This is a genomic window from Leptospiraceae bacterium (genome assembly GCA_016708435.1).
Classification (GTDB): Bacteria; Spirochaetota; Leptospiria; order Leptospirales; family Leptospiraceae; genus UBA2033.
In genome coordinates this window covers 219560-238078 of the sequence record JADJFV010000005.1, presented here as the reverse complement: position 1 = coordinate 238078, position 18519 = coordinate 219560, and the positions used below count along the sequence as shown (strand labels likewise).

The following is an 18519-nucleotide window of genomic DNA, read 5'->3' as shown; positions in this document are numbered from 1 at the left end:
ACCAGGTATCAAATCCATGATGATAGTATTTTTTTCTAAGAACGAAGAGCTGGGAGCTAGTATAGAAAAGTCTCTGACGGAAAATATTTTCCTAGACTTTGAATTTGTAGTTAGCAAAGAGCCGGGTGAGACCCTTCATTTTTTAGAATACATCATGCCTCAGTTTGCTATCTTTGATTTGGATGATATAGATTTTTCTACTCCCAAGATTTTTCATACGATTGCTCACGATCATTGGCTCAGTAATACTGGCATATTTGGAATCAAGGAAGACAAATCAGAATTAGGCGCAATCGACTTTCCTTTCTTTTACATTTTTTCTCCCTTTGAAATTTTAACCCAGATGCCAAAGATACTTTCTGTTCTCATGCGAAACGAAAATCTCCTATTCAGAGCCGGTATCATCCAGGACATTGGAACCAAAGGATTGTTTGTAATCCAATCTGAAATTGATGACGTGAAAGCTTATGCGGAGCTAATCGCAAGTAACCTCGCAAACAGAGGACTTATTCAGACTCAGAAGAAATACGGCGTTATATTCGCTTTAAATGAAATGCTCATAAACGCCATTGAACATGGAAATTGTGAAATTACAACCGATGAAAAAAAAGAATGGATGCTAGACGATCGCAAAATGCGTGAGCTAGTAGAATTAAAAAAGAAAGACCCAAAGATAGCCAGCCGCATTGTCACTTTGGAATACGAACTTTTAGAGACTAAGATTTCAATCACGATTACAGATAAGGGCAAAGGCTTTGATTTCAAATCCTTTCTAAATGCTAATCTCTTAGAAGTCAAAGGCTATAGTGGTCGTGGTATTCTAATGACAAAATGTTTTATCGACTCAATCACTTACCATGAACCCGGAAATAAAGTTACCCTAGAAATCTCCTATGATGCAACTAACTCTAAATTGCCGCAAGGACTAGAAAATCATAAGGTAATCGAATTATCTGCCGGAGATTTTCTATTTCAAAAAGGAGACAAAAGCGATGGACTCTATTTCATCGTAAAGGGAGAATTCGAAGCATGGATTGATGGGAAAATCGTTAGTATCCTCGATAGTAGTGATGTTTTCATTGGAGAAATGGCATTCTTATTAAGACACAGACGAACCGCTACGGTTAAAGCCAAAACTATTTCACAAGTAATTTTTATTTCTGCTAGAGATTGGATTGATACAATTCGAAAATACCCAATGTATGGAGTTTATCTTTCTAGAATTCTAGCTAGAAAATTAAATAATACTTCGATTACAGTTTCCTCACTCAAACAGATTTAACTATATTCCGCCTATCGGTAATCTGATCATAATCTTTGTGCCCTCATTTACTTCTGATTCTACAGTGATTTGTCCATTGTGTTTTTGAATAATGCCATAAGAAATTGACATACCAAGTCCTGTTCCCTGACCAATAAGCTTAGTCGTAAAGAAAGGCTCAAAGATTTTCTTTCGAACGTCATCCGACATACCACAGCCATTATCGTCAAAGATTACTTCTATTGTATCATAATTACTTTGAACAGATATTTTTATTCTTCCAGCAAATACCTCATTAACATCTTTCTTTTTTTGCAAAATCGCCTGACAGGAATTAATTAAAACGTTCAGAAAGACTTGTCCTAGTTGCGCCGGATAACACTCAATACTTTTATCAATGAAAGACTCCATATTTATCTTGATTTCTTTTTTATACTGAATCTTAACAATTCTTAGAGTGGAATCCAATATTTCATATATACTTGCGTGTTTCTTCTCTGCCTCATCGAGTCTAGAAAAAGATCGCAAGTCCTGGACAATCATTCTTATCCGCTCACCACCTTCGAGAATGTTTGATAGTGACCTTTGAAACTTATTGAAGTTATCCTCAAAGTATTTGATTACATTCGATTCACTACCCACCATCAATTGAATCACTTCTTCTTTAAATGTAATCAAATCTCGCTCCAATGCCTTAGAGCTTAAGAAAATATAATTTGTTGGATTGTTTACTTCATGTGCTACACCGGCGACTAACGTTCCAAGCCCTGCCATCTTTTCTGCTTGCACTAATTGAGCTTGTGTAGACTTTAATTGTGTATGTTGTTCCTCTAACTGAGCTAAAGCACGCTTTAGTTTATCTTCAGCCTGCTTATGCTTTGTGATTTCTGTTGATATGCCGCTTAACGCATAGACGGTTCCGTCTTCTTTATATAATGGAAGTTTCACAGAAAGAAATGCGTTAGTAATTAAACCATTCTTTCCTGTATTTATTTCCTCCTCCTCAATTCTCTCTCCGTAATCAATGATTCTTCGATCATTCTGTCGTAGATTAGTCGCCGTTTCACTATCAAAAAATTCATAATCATCCTTATTGATAATATCTTCAAGCGACTGATGAAATAAATCGCAAACCTTTTTATTTGCATATTGGTATCGATAATGTGTATCTTTAATATAAATAAATGCCTCTACACTATCTAGAATTGTAGCGAGACGATTTTCTTTTTCAAGGAGTTCTGATTCAATTAATCTCTGAACTTTCATATCTATTTCCAATTCAAGTTTCTCTTTCCTTAGGTCATGGAACGTATGGTTAAGGTTTATTAGGTTCTTAACTCTATATAAAAGCTCTTTGGCTCTAATCGGCTTATGTATAGTATCCGTAACTCTTTCAGGAAATTCCTTACTGTTGATTAGATCAAATTCTTTACATAAAAAAAGAATTGGTAGTTCATTCGATAAATCATTCTTTTCTAAGAAAGAAAGAATTTCGCTCCCCGATAAATCAAGAATTAATAAACAGGGAATATCGTTTTTTAGAATTAGAAGTATGTCTGTGACTGTTTCAACTTTTTCAGGAAAATATCCTTTAGCCGTTAGGGTATGAATGATTTTATTTCTAACTGACGGTTCTTCTTCATAAATTAAAATCTTGTTAGAAAACTGCTTGATTTGTTGTTTCACGGCGTTGCTAAGTGGTAAACTTATTCTTTATACCATACTTGATTGCGACCATTTGTTTTTGCTTTGTATAGGTAATCATCCGCTCGTAAAATCAATTCTTTCCAAGCGCCTTCATCTGTAGGCAAAGCAGAATAAACCCCAAGACTAATGGTTACCATGCTTGAAGTGTCGGATTTTTCGTGTGGAATAGCTTCGGCTTTTAGACCTTGTATCATAGATTCAGCAATTTTCCATGCTTCCTCTAATCCAGTCTTAGTTAGAACGCAACAGAACTCTTCTCCACCATAGCGAGCGGCTAGGTCGGTCTTAGGACGAATACTTTTCTTGATGATCTCAGCAACAGTCTTAATGCATTTGTCTCCCATTGCATGTCCATAAAAATCATTATACCGTTTAAAATGATCAATGTCTAACATGATTACGGAAATTTCATCTTTTTTACGAAATGCTTTTTCGCACTCTTCTTTAGCAAATGATTCAAGCCAACGACGATTAGCCAGGCCGGTCAGAGGATCTGTAATAGACAATACTTCCAACTCATTGACGAGTGTGTCTTGAAAATTGGAAAGATATTCTAGTTCTTCTTTTTGTTTTTGTAAAATAGTTAGAGACTCTTGTAATTGTTCAGTTCTTTCCTGAACTAATTTTTCTAAGTTTTCATTCATCTCTTTTAGTTGCTCAATTAAGATGATATTTTGTTTTTCTAACTCATATGCTTCTAAAGCTCTTTGGATAGAGATAATCAAATCTTTCGGCTCAATAGGCTTTGTAAGAAATTTATAGACCTTTCCTTCATTGATGGAATCAATGATGTCATTGATATCAGTAAAGCCGGTGAGTATCATTCGAATGGATCTGGGGATAATGGCGATTGTCTGCTTTAAAAATTCAACGCCACTCATACCGGGCATTCTCTGATCAGAGATAATCAAATGAATTCTAGAAGGATTAGGGTCTTCCTTAATAAAAGCAAGTGCTTCATCGCCTGTGTAGGCTTTTATAATATTGTAGGTGTCTTCCAAGATCATTGTGAGAGCTTCAATATTGGCAGGTTCATCGTCAACGAGCAGGAGTGTGTATTTTTTCTCCGTGGCTTTTTCATCTTGAATACTCTTTAATTTTTCTTTATCAATTACTAACTTCATTCAAAAATCCTCAGCATTAAACCCTAGAGCTTTCTCGATTTAAAACCTTTACCTAAAAAACCTGTGCTAGGTAGACTTACAAGTCAATATCTTTTTTAACAAAGGAAAACCAATCCCTAAATATTTTTAAAACCAGGAATAGCCAATACCAAGTCGAAATCCTCGTTCCAGTAAATAATCAGTCTGCTGAATTCGAATACCATACAGAAAATCTTGAATGTATTCTGTTTGGAAATAAGAATTCTCCCAAAATATTCTAAGTCCACCTACAATAGAAGTCTTATAAACACCGGGATAACCGGGTGTAGCCCCATACCCGAATCTAAAGTATGGATCGAAGATTTTATAAGGATAATGTAAACTTGCCTCTAAGTCAATGGTAGCGAAGTTAATTCTAAATTCCTGTCTGCTAAAACTAAAATAATCACTGATTGTAGGAGGCTTGCCATTTGGAGAAGTTGGCAGAAAAAAACTAGACGTTGCAGTAAGATAACTACCGGGAGTAATCTTAGTAATTCTGACACGCGTCGCGGAAACCGATGCACCAATTCCCAACCAATCGAAGATGGCATATTCTACACCTAGTCTGGAATTGTAATTTTCAATCTCAGGCTTACTATAACTTGCATATTTATACAATCCGAGTTCAACGCTTTGGGTATTCGAGGAAAGCAGTAATGGCCTTACATCATATAAAAAGTAGAGGGAAGTAAACGTATTCGGATTTGAACGCGAAGAAACTTCAGAGCTAAGATTAGCAAAACCAATATCGGTTAGAATTTTTCCTTTATGGTAGGAGGGTTTATCCTGATTATCCTCATCAGTTGCCAACAAAGAAATGGAAAAGAAAAATAGGAATAAAGTTTGTATATATATTTTCATTTAAAGGAAAGACTAAGAAAAGTTTAATCGTAGAGGTTGCAAGTTTGCAGAGATTTTTGAGTTTATTGGCAATCTCTTTTCTTTACGCCTTAGCTTTCTCGTGTAGGTAAATCTTATTTGTTTTTAGTCAAGTTCATTGCCATGCGTATCAATCACATCCGTATAACCAAATAGTTTTGAGTCTTTGAGTCTATCCACATAGAGAACTCCATCTAGATGATCGCATTCATGTTGGAATACGATTGCTCTATAGCCTTCCGCAATTTCAGAATGATGATTCCATTTTTCGTCATACCATTCTATTTTGATTTTGTTAGGTCGCTCTACGAGTCCTCTCATTCCAGGAACAGAGAGACATCCTTCCCAAAAACCTGCTCCCGGTGGTGCTAAAGCTGTTATGACTGGATTGATTAGAATTCTTTCTTCAATATCGGGTGTGCCCGGATAACGCTCTGAGTTTTCAACTCCAACTACTACTAACCGTTTCAAAACACCGATTTGTGGTGCTGCTAATCCCACTCCATTTTCAAACTTCATAGTATCAAACATGTCTTTAATCAGCTTTTTAAACTCTTTGGTCTTTGTTTCGTCTTCCGTAATAGCCTGACTCATTTTTCTAAGTACAGGATCGCCTAATCTAAGGACTTTTCTCGCAGCCATAAATTCTCCAAATGTATAAACTAATAAGCCTGCCACAGAGGCACTGAGACACAGAGATTAAGAGGATTGAATTCATTTTTACTACCCTTATAATCTCTAGGTAGATTCATTCTTTTGAAAATATTAAATACAACGTATGCATTATTCATTGAAATCCAATACCCTCAATCTTTCTCTGTGCCTTTGTGTCTCTGTGGCAAATTTTAACCTGATAGTTACGATAATATCCATTCTCAAAATATAAATGAAAAATTCAAGCAAGCAAAAAAAACATTGACATACAATCAATAATCAATAGAAATTATGTAGACGTAATTTTAGATTGGAGACGAGGGGGATCGAACCCCCGACCTCTTGCATGCCATGCAAATGCTCTCCCAGCTGAGCTACGTCCCCGTAGGTATAGTATGAGTTTCAAAACTATATCCTATGTGTCAATTTAAGTTTTATATTTAAAAGGTGATTTTTATGGAAACGATAGAAAGTTTACAAAAGAAAGTGATGGCTCAAAGCGACATCATCAAAGGCTATGAAAAAGTTCTGAAACTCAATGAAAAAGAACTTTCGAATGCAGATCAAATTATTAAAATGTATGAGTCTATTATTGATTATTCTTCATCTGAAATGAAAAACGCACAACAAACAATGCAAGCTTCCGATATAGTTTCTAATATTTCAAGAGATGAGCTTATGAATGCGCTCGATAAAATCAAAGAGCTAGAACAAGCTAACAAAAAGCTCCGAGAAGAAACTCTTAAGCTGAACTTTTCATAAACGTTTGCTGCAATCTACTCTTTTAACTCTCCTTCAAAGTAACTCTGGAGGAACTGCATCGGTCAAAGAAAATGAAAACCTAACACAGGTTTTTGTATTAATCTTAAATGAAGCAATAAAAAATGTCGGAGCAAAATCTGGCTTTTTATTTTTTCTAGATGAGAAAAATACTCTTAAAAGTTTTGGCGCAGAGACTTTATCAGAAGAAGCACGGTTATTAGCGAATCACTCCTTCAGAGAGAAAAGAAGTTTTCGAATTAAAAAAAATTCAACCATTCCCGGTTCCAAGATTGATGCAGACCAGACCTATATTTCATGCTTTCTAGGAGATGAAGCTACATCGATTGGAGTTTTTCTACTCGCAGGAATCAATCACTTCGAAAACTTTTCTACTAATGACTTTGAGCTAATCTCTGTTTACTCCAAAACATTAAGTAGACTCTTAAAGGACTCGCTCGTTCTTCCTGAAAACGGAGAAATCTTTTTACACTTCACAACAGCAATTCAGCTTTTACTCAATTCAACAGACAACCTTCAAAAAAATACTCGCTTAGAATTTTTACTCAAAGAAGTAATTCGAGTGTCTGGATTAATCAACTCTTCTCGTCATCTTACCAATCTATTAAAAGACGTAATGGAATCTGTAAAGAGTGTATTCAGAACAGAATCCTGCTCTATCTTACTCGTTGACAAAGCAAAGAATGAATTGTATTTTCATATTGTCGCAGGAGAAAAAGAAGAAGAAATCCAAAAAATCCGTGTGCCTATGGGTAAAGGAATTGCGGGGACAGTCGCCGTTACCCGCGTGCCAATGATTATCAACGATGCACAAAATGATGACCGTGTTTACAAAGTAGTAGATAAAGCCTCCGATTTTACAACGCGTAATATTTTAGCTGCCCCCTTAATCGCAGACGACGAAGTCATTGGAGTCATGGAAGGAATTAACACCATTGACCGAAATAACTTCAACGATAGTGATATTGAATTATTTCTTAGTTTCTCAGATGCGGCGGCTGTAGCAATTCAAAAGACAAGACTCCTTGATAACCTTGAAAAAACAAACCGAGAATTAGAAAAAAAAGTAAGTGAACTGGGAAGTCTTTTTGATTTAGGAAAAGCAGTTCTAGAATCCAAAGACGAACAAGATTTAATTCGTAAATCAATCCGTATCGTAGTTAGAGAGCTTGACGCCAAACGTGCTGTTATCCTCATAATCGATCAAAACAAAGAAAAGCTAAATCTATGGTCTTTTATAGATGGTGTTGAAGACAAATCCCATGAAACATTCCCAAGAGACTCACTTATCGTTCATGCAATCATTGAAAATAAAATCTTACTGAAAGAATCTTATATTGTTGATGAAGACGCTGACCTTTTAGACAAGAAATTCCTGAAAGATTCCTTTATCGTTCTACCTCTACTGGGTAATAACCAGAAACCGTTTGGGGCGATTTGTATTTCTGAGAGAATTGACAATACATTTTTCAAAGAAAATAATCTTCGTTTGCTCCAAACTATTTCTTCTCAATTCATTAAAGGATACGAGAACATTAAGCTCAATGCAGATATGATCGCAAAGAAAGCAATGCAGAAGGAAATAGAGATTACCCGCAATATTCAAAATAATATTTTGCCATCGAAAATTCCATCTGGATCTAACTTTGAACTAGGAGTAAAATCAGTTCCGGCAAAAGAAGTATCCGGGGACTTCTATGACTTCTATAAATACGAAGACGGACAATTTTCCTTTCTAATTGCAGACGTTTCCGGTAAGAGCCTTCCAGCAGCAATATTCATGGCAATGAGTTCTTCTGTCATGCGCACACTCAGTCGTAACCACGAGATGAATCCTGCTGAATTATTAAAAGCAGCTAATTCACTTATCTATGAAGATTCTCAATCGGGAATGTTTGTTACTCTTTTCTTCATTCACTATGATCCATCCATTATGGAAATAGAATTTGCCTCAGCCGGTCATAATGATCAAATTTGGATTAAAGCGGATAATAGCTATGAGTTCATAAAAGGGACCGGTGCTCCTCTTGGAGTAATTCCTTCGATGAAATATGTAGGCGGAAGAATCAAACCAAAGTCAGGAGATATGGTTGTTCTCTATACAGACGGTGCTATCGAAGAAAAGGACAAAGATGATGTTGAGTTTGGTCTAGAAAGATTTGTTCAAGAAATCATTAAGCGTAGAAATAAACACCCTCAGGAAATCATCGAAGAAGTATACAAAGAAATCGTGGATTACTCTCAAACTACAGAGCAGTTCGATGACTTCACTGTTCTTATATTAAAATTCAATGATGACTACCAATTCCGAAAAACATTTCCAGCGAATAATGCATCTATACCTAAGTTTCGTGATTTCCTATTTGAAACAATTAAGATTCGTAATCTAGCCGAATTTCTATGCGATGATATTCTACTCTGCTACGATGAAGCAGCAACTAACGTTGTGATGCATTCCTATAAAGACACAAAGCTTCCTAATCCTACCTTCGACTGTGCTGTTAAATTCACAGACGATTCTATCATTATCATGATTCAGGACAAAGGAAAATTCTTTGACCGCTCTGCTGTTCCCGCTCCTTCTTTAGAAGCCAATCTAAAAGGTGAGCGTCGTGGTGGTTTCGGTGTATTCCTCGTAGAAAAGCTAATGGATAAAGTCAGTTACATTCACGAGAATGGAATTAATACCGTCATCATAGAAAAAAGAATTCAATAAATCACCCATACACAAGGTGAGTTAATAAATTAAATTCTGCTTGCTTAAAAACGATTTCTCTTTTTTCCTGTCAAATATACCATACAGGGTATCCTATTTACGAAAATAGAGTCTATTTCAATCTTAGGAGGATTTTTTATTATGATAACAATGACAACATTGCTACAAGTTATTTCCGGTGCAGCGTTAGGCTTTGCATGGCATAAGGTAATTGGATGTAGATCCGGTGCATGCCCTATTACAGCGAATCCATATATTAGCACAATCTACGGCGCATTGCTAGGTTTTATGATGGGGGTTCATGTATGAGTGAAAAACTACCTTCTTCTTTCAATGACTTAGTGGCTACTCATGATAAGCCTATACTAGTTGACTTCTGGGCTGCCTGGTGTGCGCCTTGTAGGACATTGAGCCCTGTCATAGCTGAATTAGCATCTGTTTGGAAAGGCAAAGTTACAGTAATCAAAATCAATACAGAAGAAAAGCCAGATATTGCCAGACAATTTAATATAAACAGCATCCCGACGATCATTCTTTTTAAAGATGGAAAAGAAGTAAAAAGAATCTCAGGTGCAATGCCATTGCCACAATTACAAAAGGCATTTGAGGGATTTATTTAAACAGACGAACAAGAACAAGTTTCCAGAAAATCCATTGTGACTCTTTCCATCCAAGAGCGTTGTGCAAAAAAACCTTCCGCGAAAGCAATATGAGAGCCATATTGAGTCAGGACCACAGCATAATTTCGGTAGCTTTCATTCGGAATATTTTCTTTTACACAGATTGGATCGTCGAGGCTATTTAGGATTAGACACGGAACTTGATTGTCCTGAAAATGAGACATCGGGTTGTGCTCTTCTAAATAGTGATCCCAATCCTTTGCTCCAGAAATGGGAGCTACTCTTTTTGCAAATTCATGTAAGGATTTAGCCTGTAAACCTTCTTCAAAGCCAATGGCATCTTTAAGCACTTTCGCATTCTTTTTCAAGAAATAACTCTGAATTCTTTTCAATAATAAGGAAGCTACTAATGGATAATGCTCATCTAAATTCGCAAAAGCCTGTCCGATATCATAGGCGGGACAGAGAGATACGGCAGCGGATATTCCTACATTATGCGCTTCCCTTCCTATATAAGAAACAACTTGTCCACTTCCGGCAGATATTCCAACAGCACCCATATACTTAGAATTTGGATACAATGTTTTAATATGATTAATCATGGCTACTGTATCATCTACATCTCCCATTAAATTAAAATTGGGATTTGTAAGAGGATGATCATGACCACGCCGATTTAAAACAATCGAGCGCCATCCACGGTATTGCGCATACCGCACAAAGCTATTCACTGCATTAGAACTTCCCGTAATCGAATGAATAAAAATTACAATCGGTGCATCTTCTTTTAATTCTTCATCCTTCAAGACATCAATGCATAAAGTTCCACCATCAGGTCTAATCAATTTATGCCGTCGATATTCTACTCTGTTATAATAAATGATTTCACGAACAATAAGCCAAATAATTTGTAGAAAAGCATTTTTACACCAAAAGGGAGGCTTATAAGTTCTCAAAGATGGGGTTCTATTTATTATCTCCGACATCAATGTATCGGTTTCCAAAAGTCTAATTTCTGTTTCTTGCATTCACAACTCCATTTACATTTTTTAATGCCAACTTAAGCAATTACTTTATTGAATAAAATCTTGTATTTTTTTGGTTTTTATGTAGTTAGCTCTCGAACAAGGTATTTCACTAGTTCATTTATCAAATTCATTACAAAACTACCCTGATTATAGTCTGATATTGAAATAATTTTGTAATAAATTTAGTTGCAGGAGCACATTGAAGCCAATTTGTAATAAATTTGTAACATCAATAAGAGTAAATAAGGAAGAATTACGATTAAGGATGGAAATTCACATTGCAAAAAATAAACACTAAAACAATTCTTATGTTACTTACTGCTGCTCTCTTTTTCCCTATTTTAGCGGAAGAGAGTAAAGACGCTACAAGTGACCATAGTCACAGCGAGCCTAAGAAGGAAACGAAAGCACCTAAAGAATTTTATGAAGATACCGAGACTGGACAAATATTTACAAAGCCAGGACCAGGAAGAACTAAAGTTGAATACCTAAAACCAATGCCTAGAGAGATAACCACTCTACCCGATGGATTTGCTCATAGACCTGACGATGTAAAAAAAGAAAAAATCACCGTATACGGTAGAATGCAATTTAGAGGAGTAAGCGGAAGTGTTGAATCTCCCTATTCGAACGGTCATAGTGATTTCAATGCAGTCGATTGGAACTTTAGACGTCTACGATTTGGAACAATGTATGAAAACGATTGGTGGGGAATGAATATTCAATTTCGTATGGAGAATATGGTAAATCGTCCCAACACAGCTACTACAACAACTAACGTTGTAACCGGTGTATCGAACAACAACGGTATTATCACTACTACTACAACTCCCGTAGTCAATACAGTGAGAATGTCAGATAATCGTGGTTATGTGCATGAAGCTCTAATCTACGCAAAACATCCATATGCCGGTCTTCGTCTCACATTCGGTCAAATGAATACGCAGTTTACGAGAGAGTATCTTCAATCTTCGGCTAATTTCATTACTCTTGAGCGTAGCATTATCACAAACGCAATTCCTCAATTTGACTTAGGTGTCATGGTATCTGCTCTTCCTTTAAAAGAATTGGGTCATAAATGGGAAAGATATTTGCAAGTATCCTTAATGGTTGGAAATGGAAAAGGTGCCGGTGGAGATTATGGAACAGGTAGAAGACAGGATCTAACAACGGCTAACCGCTGGGGAACAGTTTTAATTTCCCCTACCTACTACGCACGAGCACAATACAATGTATTCGGCGGATTAAAACGGGAAGCAGACGGAAAAGAAGTAAACTGGCAAGAAGGCGAAGAAGTATTCCAAAAGGAAATGAAATGGTCTATTGGTGCAGGCTATATGCAAACAGCAAACTTTCAACCAAACACTTTAGCCGTTCCGGAATACATGCCAGGAACAACTAACGCATTTAATTTACTCAACGGACAACAATCCAATCCAGACAGAGGAAGCACTACGAATGTGATTGTAAATAATATTACAATGAGTGTGCCAAACTACAATGTGCAAAATAGCGCGACCACTCCCGGTCGTCCAAGCTTTGGTTTAGTCGGTCATACCTATGATACAACCTTTACATTTCAAGGTGCTTATATTACAGGCGCATACACCAAATATACCGGTGCTGCATCTAACAATCTACATGCCTGGCATACAACCATCGGATACAATATTCCAATCATGGATAAATATTATATCATGCCAGTCTTAAAGTATGAAGAAATTGCAGGGGACTTTCATAGAGATGGAAATAGTCACAACCAGAATGATATATTACGTGTATATTGGGCAGGTGTAAATCTTTTCGGAGACAAGCATCACTTCAAAGCACAATTATTCTATCAAATTCTAGGAAATAAATTTGATGTAAATCCGAATACAGGAAATTATACAGCCATCGATGATAGAAGAATCTACCTCCAATTACAAGGAAACTTTTGGACTGGAACAGTTTCTCCAGAAGCATATAGTTACAGACCAAACTAAAGGAATAAATAGAATGAAAACAAATTATAAAAATATATTTTTAATCGCCATGATTTTAATTGTATCCGTTGGATGCATTCAATCTAAAAAGAAAGATAGAAGCGGATTATCAGCATTAGTCCTAAGAAATTGGTCGAATGGAACTGCTACAGATAAATACACGAATGGATCTCTTGTTATACTCTCTCGCGCTGACCTTTCAAATCTTTCCTTTACAGGACAATGCTTTGATACATTTACTCTCAATGGAATCGTTGTTAGTCCTTCCAATTATTACAACACAGTTGCAGGCGGTGCAGGTGGAGCACTCAATACGAATGTAAAAAAGTATGCACTCTCTACATCTAATTGTTCTGCACTTAGCTTTACAGGAACAACCAATACAAATTTAGGAAGTTCTACACAAAGACCAAATCCAAGCGATGGCTTCACATTTAAACTGTATTCCTGTGATCCAAACAACAATCCTTGTGCAAAAGCTGCAATTACCGCCTCAGGATTTTAATTAAAATAAACAATCGACCAAAAACGGAAACTTTGCGCATTTGTAAATAAATGCGCATTTTATTCTTTGATACAAGCTGTGACTTTATTCTAGTCGGTCTTTATACTGTTAGTGATTCGGATATAAAGGAAGATTATTTTTATTCTGCCAATCATCCACGAGAAGCATCCTTTCGATTAATTACTGATATAAAAAAGGGGCTTAATGCTATTAGCCTAGATAAGCCTGATGCAATTGTATGTTGTAGTGGTCCGGGTTCATTTACTGGAATTCGTATTTCTGTTAGCACTGCGAGAAACCTATCTCAGATTTGGAAAATTCCTAGCATTGGTCTTGATACACTGGAATTGTATTCTGCTTATTACACTGAATATTATAAATCCCCCGCAATTGTATGTCTGGATGGAAAACAAAAGAAAGTCTTTACAGGATACTCTGATGGTCAAACATATAAAGGAACCTATGATGCGCTACCTTCTGATATCCCAAATCTATTCAACGAAGAATATCAAAATAGTATCGTAATTTCCGATACCGACTTAGTAGCGCATACACAAGATTTACTTTCTTCTCTTCCTAACCCAATTCCTCTTCTTAAAAGGAAACTTTCCATTATCCGCAACTTAAACCTAACGAACAATGATTATTCTTCCCTACTTCCTAAGTATATGAGAGAGACCTACGCACATAAATAAAAAATTGTCATGGTGAGCTTGTCGAATCCATACTATTAGCTAAATATATGCCCTTCGACAGGCTCAGGGTGACAAATTTGCAACAAGTCTAATGTTTAAGCTCTGATATTGTATCCACCATCTACATGACGAATTTCGCCTGTTATCCGCCCATAAGGTCTGAGGAGATAAGCTACTTCATATCCTAAGTCTTCGGGAAGAGCATTTCCCATCGGAGAATTTTCTTGTGCAAAATCAAATGCTTCCTGTAAGCCCTGTATAGCTCCCCCTGCTTTGCTTCCCGTGAAAGGAGAAAAACGAATTGAATTTACTTTTATATTATGAGACTTGCCTAGTTCAAACGCCAACTCTCTTGTTATCCGCTCAAGAGCAGCTTTCGCAACACCAACGTTCTTATAAGGATGGCGCACAATTTTCTCTGCACCGAGATAACTCAGTGAAACAATAGAAGAGTTCTTTTGTAGAACTTGTTTATTGAGTAGACTTCGAGTAAGAGCAATTAATGAATAAGCAGATACATCCATTGCTCCCATAAATTCTTCTCTTGTAACTTCTATCAGAGGCTTAACTGCACCGGCACGAATTGTTTTGTCCATAGCAATGGAATGAAGAAGCCCATTTAGCTGGATTCCTTTTTCGCTCAGAAATTTTGCTGTATCATCTATGCTTGCATCAATCGTCACATCAAGAGGCAACGTAAGAGTATTCTCTCCGAGTTCTTTAGCGATAGTTTCTTTAAAATCAGAAAAAGTTTTTTCTAAGTAGGCTTTTGCTTTATCGGAAAGATTGTTGTGATAAGGTGTCAAACCGAGACCAGTGCAAATAAGTTCAGCGCCTTCTTTCTTAGCCTGCTTAGCAATGGCTAATGCTAACGAACCAGAATCAGTGATTCCAGTGATGAGTATTGTGCAATTTTTTAATGGGTATTCAGACATTAAATAATCCTTATGAAATTTGTTTGTTAGTATTTAGTCTTTCGAAAACCCGCAATTCGATAAAAATATTTAACAAATCACCATCAACATGATGATCTTTTACCTCCATTTTTAGAATATCGAGTGCACGCTCAAGTGGAACTGCCTTTTTATAAGGTCTATCTTTGTCAGTCAAAGCATCAAATATATCAGCAATCGTCATCATCTTAGATTGAATCGGAATATCTTGGGCATGTAATCCTCTTGGATAACCATTCCCGTTCAATTTTTCATGATGGGCATGGGCAATACTAGGAACCATCTTTAGACCCGAAGTCCAGGGAATCTTACTCAAGAACTGAAAGGTATGCTCTACATGGGACTCTATTTCTTTGCGCTCTTCAAAGTCGAGAGAGCCTTTGCGAATAGAAAGGAAGTTTAATTCAGCAGAGGTGAGCACAGGTAATTCATTTCCATCTAAAAAGGAAAAATTCATTTTAGATATATCTTCGAGTGCTTGTGAATTGGATTGCTCTAGAATTGTAGGTTCATTCGAAGCAATGATTACTTGAAGCATCTCTTCCAATTTCTTTTTCTCAAAAGAGTATTCCATTTCAATTGCCCGCTCGAATTCAAAATAACCAACATTTCCATTCTTCTTTACATATTCAAGTTTGCGCGCTGTAAACCGCTCTTGTAAATCCTTATTCATATAATGAAAGCGCCATTTAATTAAATCTAATTCGTAGGGTTCTAGCTTCTTTGATTTAACTAAAACTTTTTCTCGCACTCCAACTTTTCCAAAGTCATGAAGAAGAGAAGCATAACGAATCTCTTTCATTTGTTCATGGGTAAATTTTACATTAGAAAACTTACCAACACTAATCTTATCAACTGTCTCTGCAAGACCGACTGTTAATAGAGCTACTCGAAAGGAATGACCACTCGTAGTCGGATCCCGTGCTTCAATTGCACTCACAGATGCTGTTACAAATCCTTCAAAGAGAGATTCGATGTCTTGAATCAAATTATTGTTTTGAATAGCAACAGCAGCCTGCCCCGCTACGCTCATCACAAGCTCTTCCGAATATTTATCGAAAGGCATAACATCATTACCCCGCATCTGATCTACGGTCAACTTATTATTGAAGTTTTTCTTGCGATTAATAAGTTGTATGACACCAATCACTTCACCAAGATAATTTTTCATCGGAACTACGAGCATACTCTTAGAATGATAATTCTTAACTCTGTCAAAGTCTCTATTGAAATTGTATTCTACATCTTTAGGAAGATTGTATACGTCGGGAATATTCAAAACCTTACCGGTAAACGCGACATATCCGGCAATGCTTTGCTTATTGATTGGCAAAATGAATTCAATGCTATTTAAGTCCATCGCGGAAATCTTAAAGCGTAGATTCTTTGGATTGCCTTTTTCGTCTTTGTCAATCAAGTAAAGAGAACCTGAATCTGCGACTGAAATTTCTCTTGAGCTATAAAGAATATCTCGCAGTAACTTTGTGAAATCTTTTTCGTTCGAGAGGCTAACACCGATTCTAGTAAGCTTAGAAATATGACTCGTGCTAAGATTTACTTTGTATTGTAACTCAAAACTTTCTAATCGTAGTTGTAAAAAGCTAAAGGCATTTACCAAAGTCTTGGAAAGAAAAACTGCAGGGACTGTGTCTTCTATATTAGAAAAGAATAAATCATTTTCAAGTCCAGTAGTCTCAAAAATATTTTCTTCCGGTGGAGCATTTACAACTAGGAGAGCTAGAATATTAGGATTGAATTTTAATAGACTGCGAATTTCTTTTTGAGAATTTTGTAAAGTTTCCTTACGAACGTAAAATACTACCTTTATAAATCTCTCAGAATGATCCGGGAAAGAATTCATTTGCGATAAAGCAAAATAATCCGCATTTATCTGCTTAGAGAACGAGGAGACTTTTTGCTCCAGTTCAGGTAGGTCAGATATTATGAATTGATTTATTTGCAAATTATTCCCTTTTCTATAGAAGTATATCTGCCCGAGTTTCCTATTGGCAGAAAATCCAAAGACAATTAAGTTTTACTATTTACCGATAAAATACAAATACTTTTTTATCTAATCTTTCAGTTTTTATCGCATTTTTAAAAACGGTAAGATTACCACCGATGACTTAAAAACAAAAAAGCCATCGACCAACCTAAGTCAGCCAATGGCTTATTCTAAGCATTGAGGAGAAGAAATTATCTCTTAAGCCCTAAAACCTCTTGAATCAATTGATCCGCAGTAGTAATAGTTCTAGAGTTTGCTTGGAAGCCTCTTTGTGTTACAATCATATCAGTAAACTGATCAGACAAGTCTACGTTTGACATTTCCAATATTCCAGCATTAATCTTTCCACGACCAGCAATTCCAGACTCACCGATGTTTGCATCACCAGAGTTAATAGAATAGCTATACATTGTATCGCCGGCTTTATTCAATCCAGCAGGGTTTGTAAAGATTGCCATTGCTACTTGAGCTAATTGTTGTTGGATTCCATTCGAATAAACTCCAATGATTTTTCCAGAACTATCGATAGAAAAAGATTCCATATAGCCCATTGGGTAACCATCTTGTTTAATTGCTTTAGTTGTAAAATCAGAAGCAAATTGAGTGATTCCACTTACCATTCCTGATTCACCTAAATTCAAAGTGAAGGATTGCTTTTCAGGATTTCCCGCAATTCTAAAAGAAATGTCTGCGGTTAATTTTCCAGCACTCAAACTATCAACACCATCAGATACTCCCACTAATCTTCCATCAGGAGAGAAGCTAAGTTCGATTTCGGTATTTCCTGGAACTGTTGTATTTTGATCTTTTGTAGCAACGTCAATTGATACTTGTGAAGCATCAGTCATAGAAACAGAAGCTCTCCAAACGTTATCCCGTAGTTTATACATTTCCATTTTCATTTCACGCTCAATACCTTGGTCATCAAACACGATGATGCTTGTTTGGTGTCCTCTGCGTTTTTTTGGATCTGGATCGTTGATAAATTTTTTAATTTCGTCAGCTTTTGCATCTTCAGGAACAGCAAGAGCAGCAGAATTTAAGTTAGATTGGTAAATTACTTCTTTCGTTGCTTTCGCAGGCTCTTTTGAATAGAGAGGTAATACAATGTCTTCTACACTAGCGGCAGTGTTTACATATTTGTTTCCACTTTCATCTAATCTTGCATTCCAACCTTGCACTTTCAAACCATTGGCAGGGTTTACATAATATCCATTTTTATCTACGTTAAATGCACCGGCGCGAGTATAAAACTCTTTATCCCCATCTTTTACAACAAAGAAACCTTCCCCGGAAATCGCAACGTCTGTATTCTTTCCAGTTGTTTGAAAAGAACCCTGTGTCATGATTTTATCTATAGCAGCAATCAGTGAGCCGAGTCCAACTTGTTTTGGGTTTACTCCCCCAATATTGTCTTTTGGCTCCATAGCAGCGGATAACTCCTGAGAAATCATATCCTGAAATGTAACACGTTCCGTTTTGAAACCATGTGTGTTTACATTGGAAATATTATTTCCTATTACATCCATTCTTACTTGGTGATTTTTTAAACCGGAAACTCCGGAATACAGGGATCGCATCATAGT

The 18519-nt window shown here is 36.4% G+C and carries 16 protein-coding genes and 1 tRNA gene; 8 read left to right on the top strand and 9 right to left on the bottom strand.

Going from position 1 to position 18519, the window contains the following annotated elements; genetic code table 11:
• The first annotated feature begins 16 nt into the window (after window positions 1–16).
• Window positions 17–1282, top strand: a complete 1266-nt coding sequence (locus tag IPH52_11135) for a cyclic nucleotide-binding domain-containing protein (protein ID MBK7055589.1) — start codon at window positions 17–19, stop codon at window positions 1280–1282.
• On the opposite strand, the gene IPH52_11130 is transcribed toward IPH52_11135, so the two are convergent.
• The 5 genes from IPH52_11130 to IPH52_11110 all read right to left on the bottom strand — a co-directional run bounded on the left by IPH52_11130 (window position 1283) and on the right by IPH52_11110 (window position 6030).
• Complete coding sequence (locus IPH52_11130) at window positions 1283–2947, bottom strand: PAS domain-containing protein (GenBank protein ID MBK7055588.1); 1665 nt, start codon at window positions 2945–2947, stop codon at window positions 1283–1285. It abuts the gene before it with no gap.
• 20 nt (window positions 2948–2967) lie between these two features.
• Window positions 2968–4092, bottom strand: a complete 1125-nt coding sequence (locus IPH52_11125) for a diguanylate cyclase (protein ID MBK7055587.1) — start codon at window positions 4090–4092, stop codon at window positions 2968–2970.
• Between the two features lie 126 nt (window positions 4093–4218).
• Window positions 4219–4974 (bottom strand): hypothetical protein, encoded by a 756-nt coding sequence (locus IPH52_11120; protein MBK7055586.1) that lies wholly within the window; start codon window positions 4972–4974, stop codon window positions 4219–4221.
• Between the two features lie 123 nt (window positions 4975–5097).
• A complete protein-coding gene (locus tag IPH52_11115) occupies window positions 5098–5634 on the bottom strand; it encodes a peptide deformylase (protein MBK7055585.1) in 537 nt (178 codons plus the stop codon).
• Window positions 5635–5957: 323 nt separating this feature from the next.
• Window positions 5958–6030, bottom strand: a tRNA-Ala gene (locus IPH52_11110).
• 72 nt (window positions 6031–6102) lie between these two features.
• Between IPH52_11110 and IPH52_11105 the strand changes: the two genes are divergently transcribed.
• The 4 genes from IPH52_11105 to trxA all read left to right on the top strand — a co-directional run bounded on the left by IPH52_11105 (window position 6103) and on the right by trxA (window position 9762).
• Entirely contained in the window at window positions 6103–6408 is a 306-nt protein-coding gene (locus tag IPH52_11105) for a hypothetical protein (protein ID MBK7055584.1), read from the top strand.
• A gap of 4 nt (window positions 6409–6412) precedes the next feature.
• On the top strand, window positions 6413–9142 hold the full coding sequence (locus IPH52_11100) for a SpoIIE family protein phosphatase (GenBank protein ID MBK7055583.1): 2730 nt from the start codon (window positions 6413–6415) through the stop codon (window positions 9140–9142).
• Window positions 9143–9292: 150 nt separating this feature from the next.
• Complete coding sequence (locus IPH52_11095; protein MBK7055582.1) at window positions 9293–9451, top strand: YtxH domain-containing protein; 159 nt, start codon at window positions 9293–9295, stop codon at window positions 9449–9451.
• Window positions 9448–9762, top strand: coding sequence for a thioredoxin (trxA, locus tag IPH52_11090; GenBank protein ID MBK7055581.1), 315 nt, complete (start codon window positions 9448–9450; stop codon window positions 9760–9762). The genes IPH52_11095 and trxA overlap by 4 nt, the downstream gene beginning before the upstream one ends.
• Here the strand turns inward: trxA and IPH52_11085 are convergent.
• Window positions 9759–10790, bottom strand: coding sequence for an alpha/beta fold hydrolase (locus IPH52_11085; protein ID MBK7055580.1), 1032 nt, complete (start codon window positions 10788–10790; stop codon window positions 9759–9761). The two genes, trxA and IPH52_11085, sit on opposite strands and share 4 nt — an antisense overlap.
• A gap of 308 nt (window positions 10791–11098) precedes the next feature.
• On the opposite strand from IPH52_11085, the gene IPH52_11080 reads away from it, so the two are divergent.
• From IPH52_11080 to tsaB, 3 genes are read left to right on the top strand one after another with little or no spacing between them, the layout of a single operon-like run.
• Window positions 11099–12775 carry a hypothetical protein gene (locus tag IPH52_11080; GenBank protein MBK7055579.1) on the top strand — a complete coding sequence of 559 codons (1677 nt, stop codon included), beginning with the start codon at window positions 11099–11101 and terminating at the stop codon, window positions 12773–12775.
• Window positions 12776–12788: 13 nt separating this feature from the next.
• Window positions 12789–13280: a hypothetical protein gene (locus tag IPH52_11075; GenBank protein ID MBK7055578.1), complete on the top strand. Its 492-nt coding sequence runs from the start codon at window positions 12789–12791 to the stop codon at window positions 13278–13280.
• Window positions 13281–13330: 50 nt separating this feature from the next.
• Window positions 13331–13975 carry a tRNA (adenosine(37)-N6)-threonylcarbamoyltransferase complex dimerization subunit type 1 TsaB gene (tsaB, locus tag IPH52_11070; GenBank protein ID MBK7055577.1) on the top strand — a complete coding sequence of 215 codons (645 nt, stop codon included), beginning with the start codon at window positions 13331–13333 and terminating at the stop codon, window positions 13973–13975.
• 95 nt (window positions 13976–14070) lie between these two features.
• On the opposite strand, the gene IPH52_11065 is transcribed toward tsaB, so the two are convergent.
• The 3 genes from IPH52_11065 to flgE form a co-directional block, all read right to left on the bottom strand.
• Window positions 14071–14910, bottom strand: coding sequence for an SDR family oxidoreductase (locus IPH52_11065; GenBank protein ID MBK7055576.1), 840 nt, complete (start codon window positions 14908–14910; stop codon window positions 14071–14073).
• 10 nt (window positions 14911–14920) lie between these two features.
• Window positions 14921–16789, bottom strand: coding sequence for a GAF domain-containing protein (locus tag IPH52_11060; protein ID MBK7055575.1), 1869 nt, complete (start codon window positions 16787–16789; stop codon window positions 14921–14923).
• A gap of 335 nt (window positions 16790–17124) precedes the next feature.
• On the bottom strand, window positions 17125–18516 hold the full coding sequence (flgE, locus tag IPH52_11055; GenBank protein MBK7055574.1) for a flagellar hook protein FlgE: 1392 nt from the start codon (window positions 18514–18516) through the stop codon (window positions 17125–17127).
• Window positions 18517–18519 lie beyond the last annotated feature (3 nt).

Coding starts and splice junctions, on each gene's coding strand:
- IPH52_11135 (MBK7055589.1), top strand. CDS start 17: ATGATGATAGTATTTTTTTCTAAGAACGAAGAGCTGGGAGCTAGTATA.
- IPH52_11125 (MBK7055587.1), bottom strand. CDS start 4,092: ATGAAGTTAGTAATTGATAAAGAAAAATTAAAGAGTATTCAAGATGAA.
- IPH52_11120 (MBK7055586.1), bottom strand. CDS start 4,974: ATGAAAATATATATACAAACTTTATTCCTATTTTTCTTTTCCATTTCT.
- IPH52_11115 (MBK7055585.1), bottom strand. CDS start 5,634: ATGGCTGCGAGAAAAGTCCTTAGATTAGGCGATCCTGTACTTAGAAAA.
- IPH52_11105 (MBK7055584.1), top strand. CDS start 6,103: ATGGAAACGATAGAAAGTTTACAAAAGAAAGTGATGGCTCAAAGCGAC.
- IPH52_11095 (MBK7055582.1), top strand. CDS start 9,293: ATGACAACATTGCTACAAGTTATTTCCGGTGCAGCGTTAGGCTTTGCA.
- trxA (MBK7055581.1), top strand. CDS start 9,448: ATGAGTGAAAAACTACCTTCTTCTTTCAATGACTTAGTGGCTACTCAT.
- IPH52_11085 (MBK7055580.1), bottom strand. CDS start 10,790: ATGCAAGAAACAGAAATTAGACTTTTGGAAACCGATACATTGATGTCG.
- IPH52_11080 (MBK7055579.1), top strand. CDS start 11,099: ATGTTACTTACTGCTGCTCTCTTTTTCCCTATTTTAGCGGAAGAGAGT.
- IPH52_11075 (MBK7055578.1), top strand. CDS start 12,789: ATGAAAACAAATTATAAAAATATATTTTTAATCGCCATGATTTTAATT.
- tsaB (MBK7055577.1), top strand. CDS start 13,331: ATGCGCATTTTATTCTTTGATACAAGCTGTGACTTTATTCTAGTCGGT.
- IPH52_11065 (MBK7055576.1), bottom strand. CDS start 14,910: ATGTCTGAATACCCATTAAAAAATTGCACAATACTCATCACTGGAATC.
- IPH52_11060 (MBK7055575.1), bottom strand. CDS start 16,789: ATGAATTCTTTCCCGGATCATTCTGAGAGATTTATAAAGGTAGTATTT.
- flgE (MBK7055574.1), bottom strand. CDS start 18,516: ATGATGCGATCCCTGTATTCCGGAGTTTCCGGTTTAAAAAATCACCAA.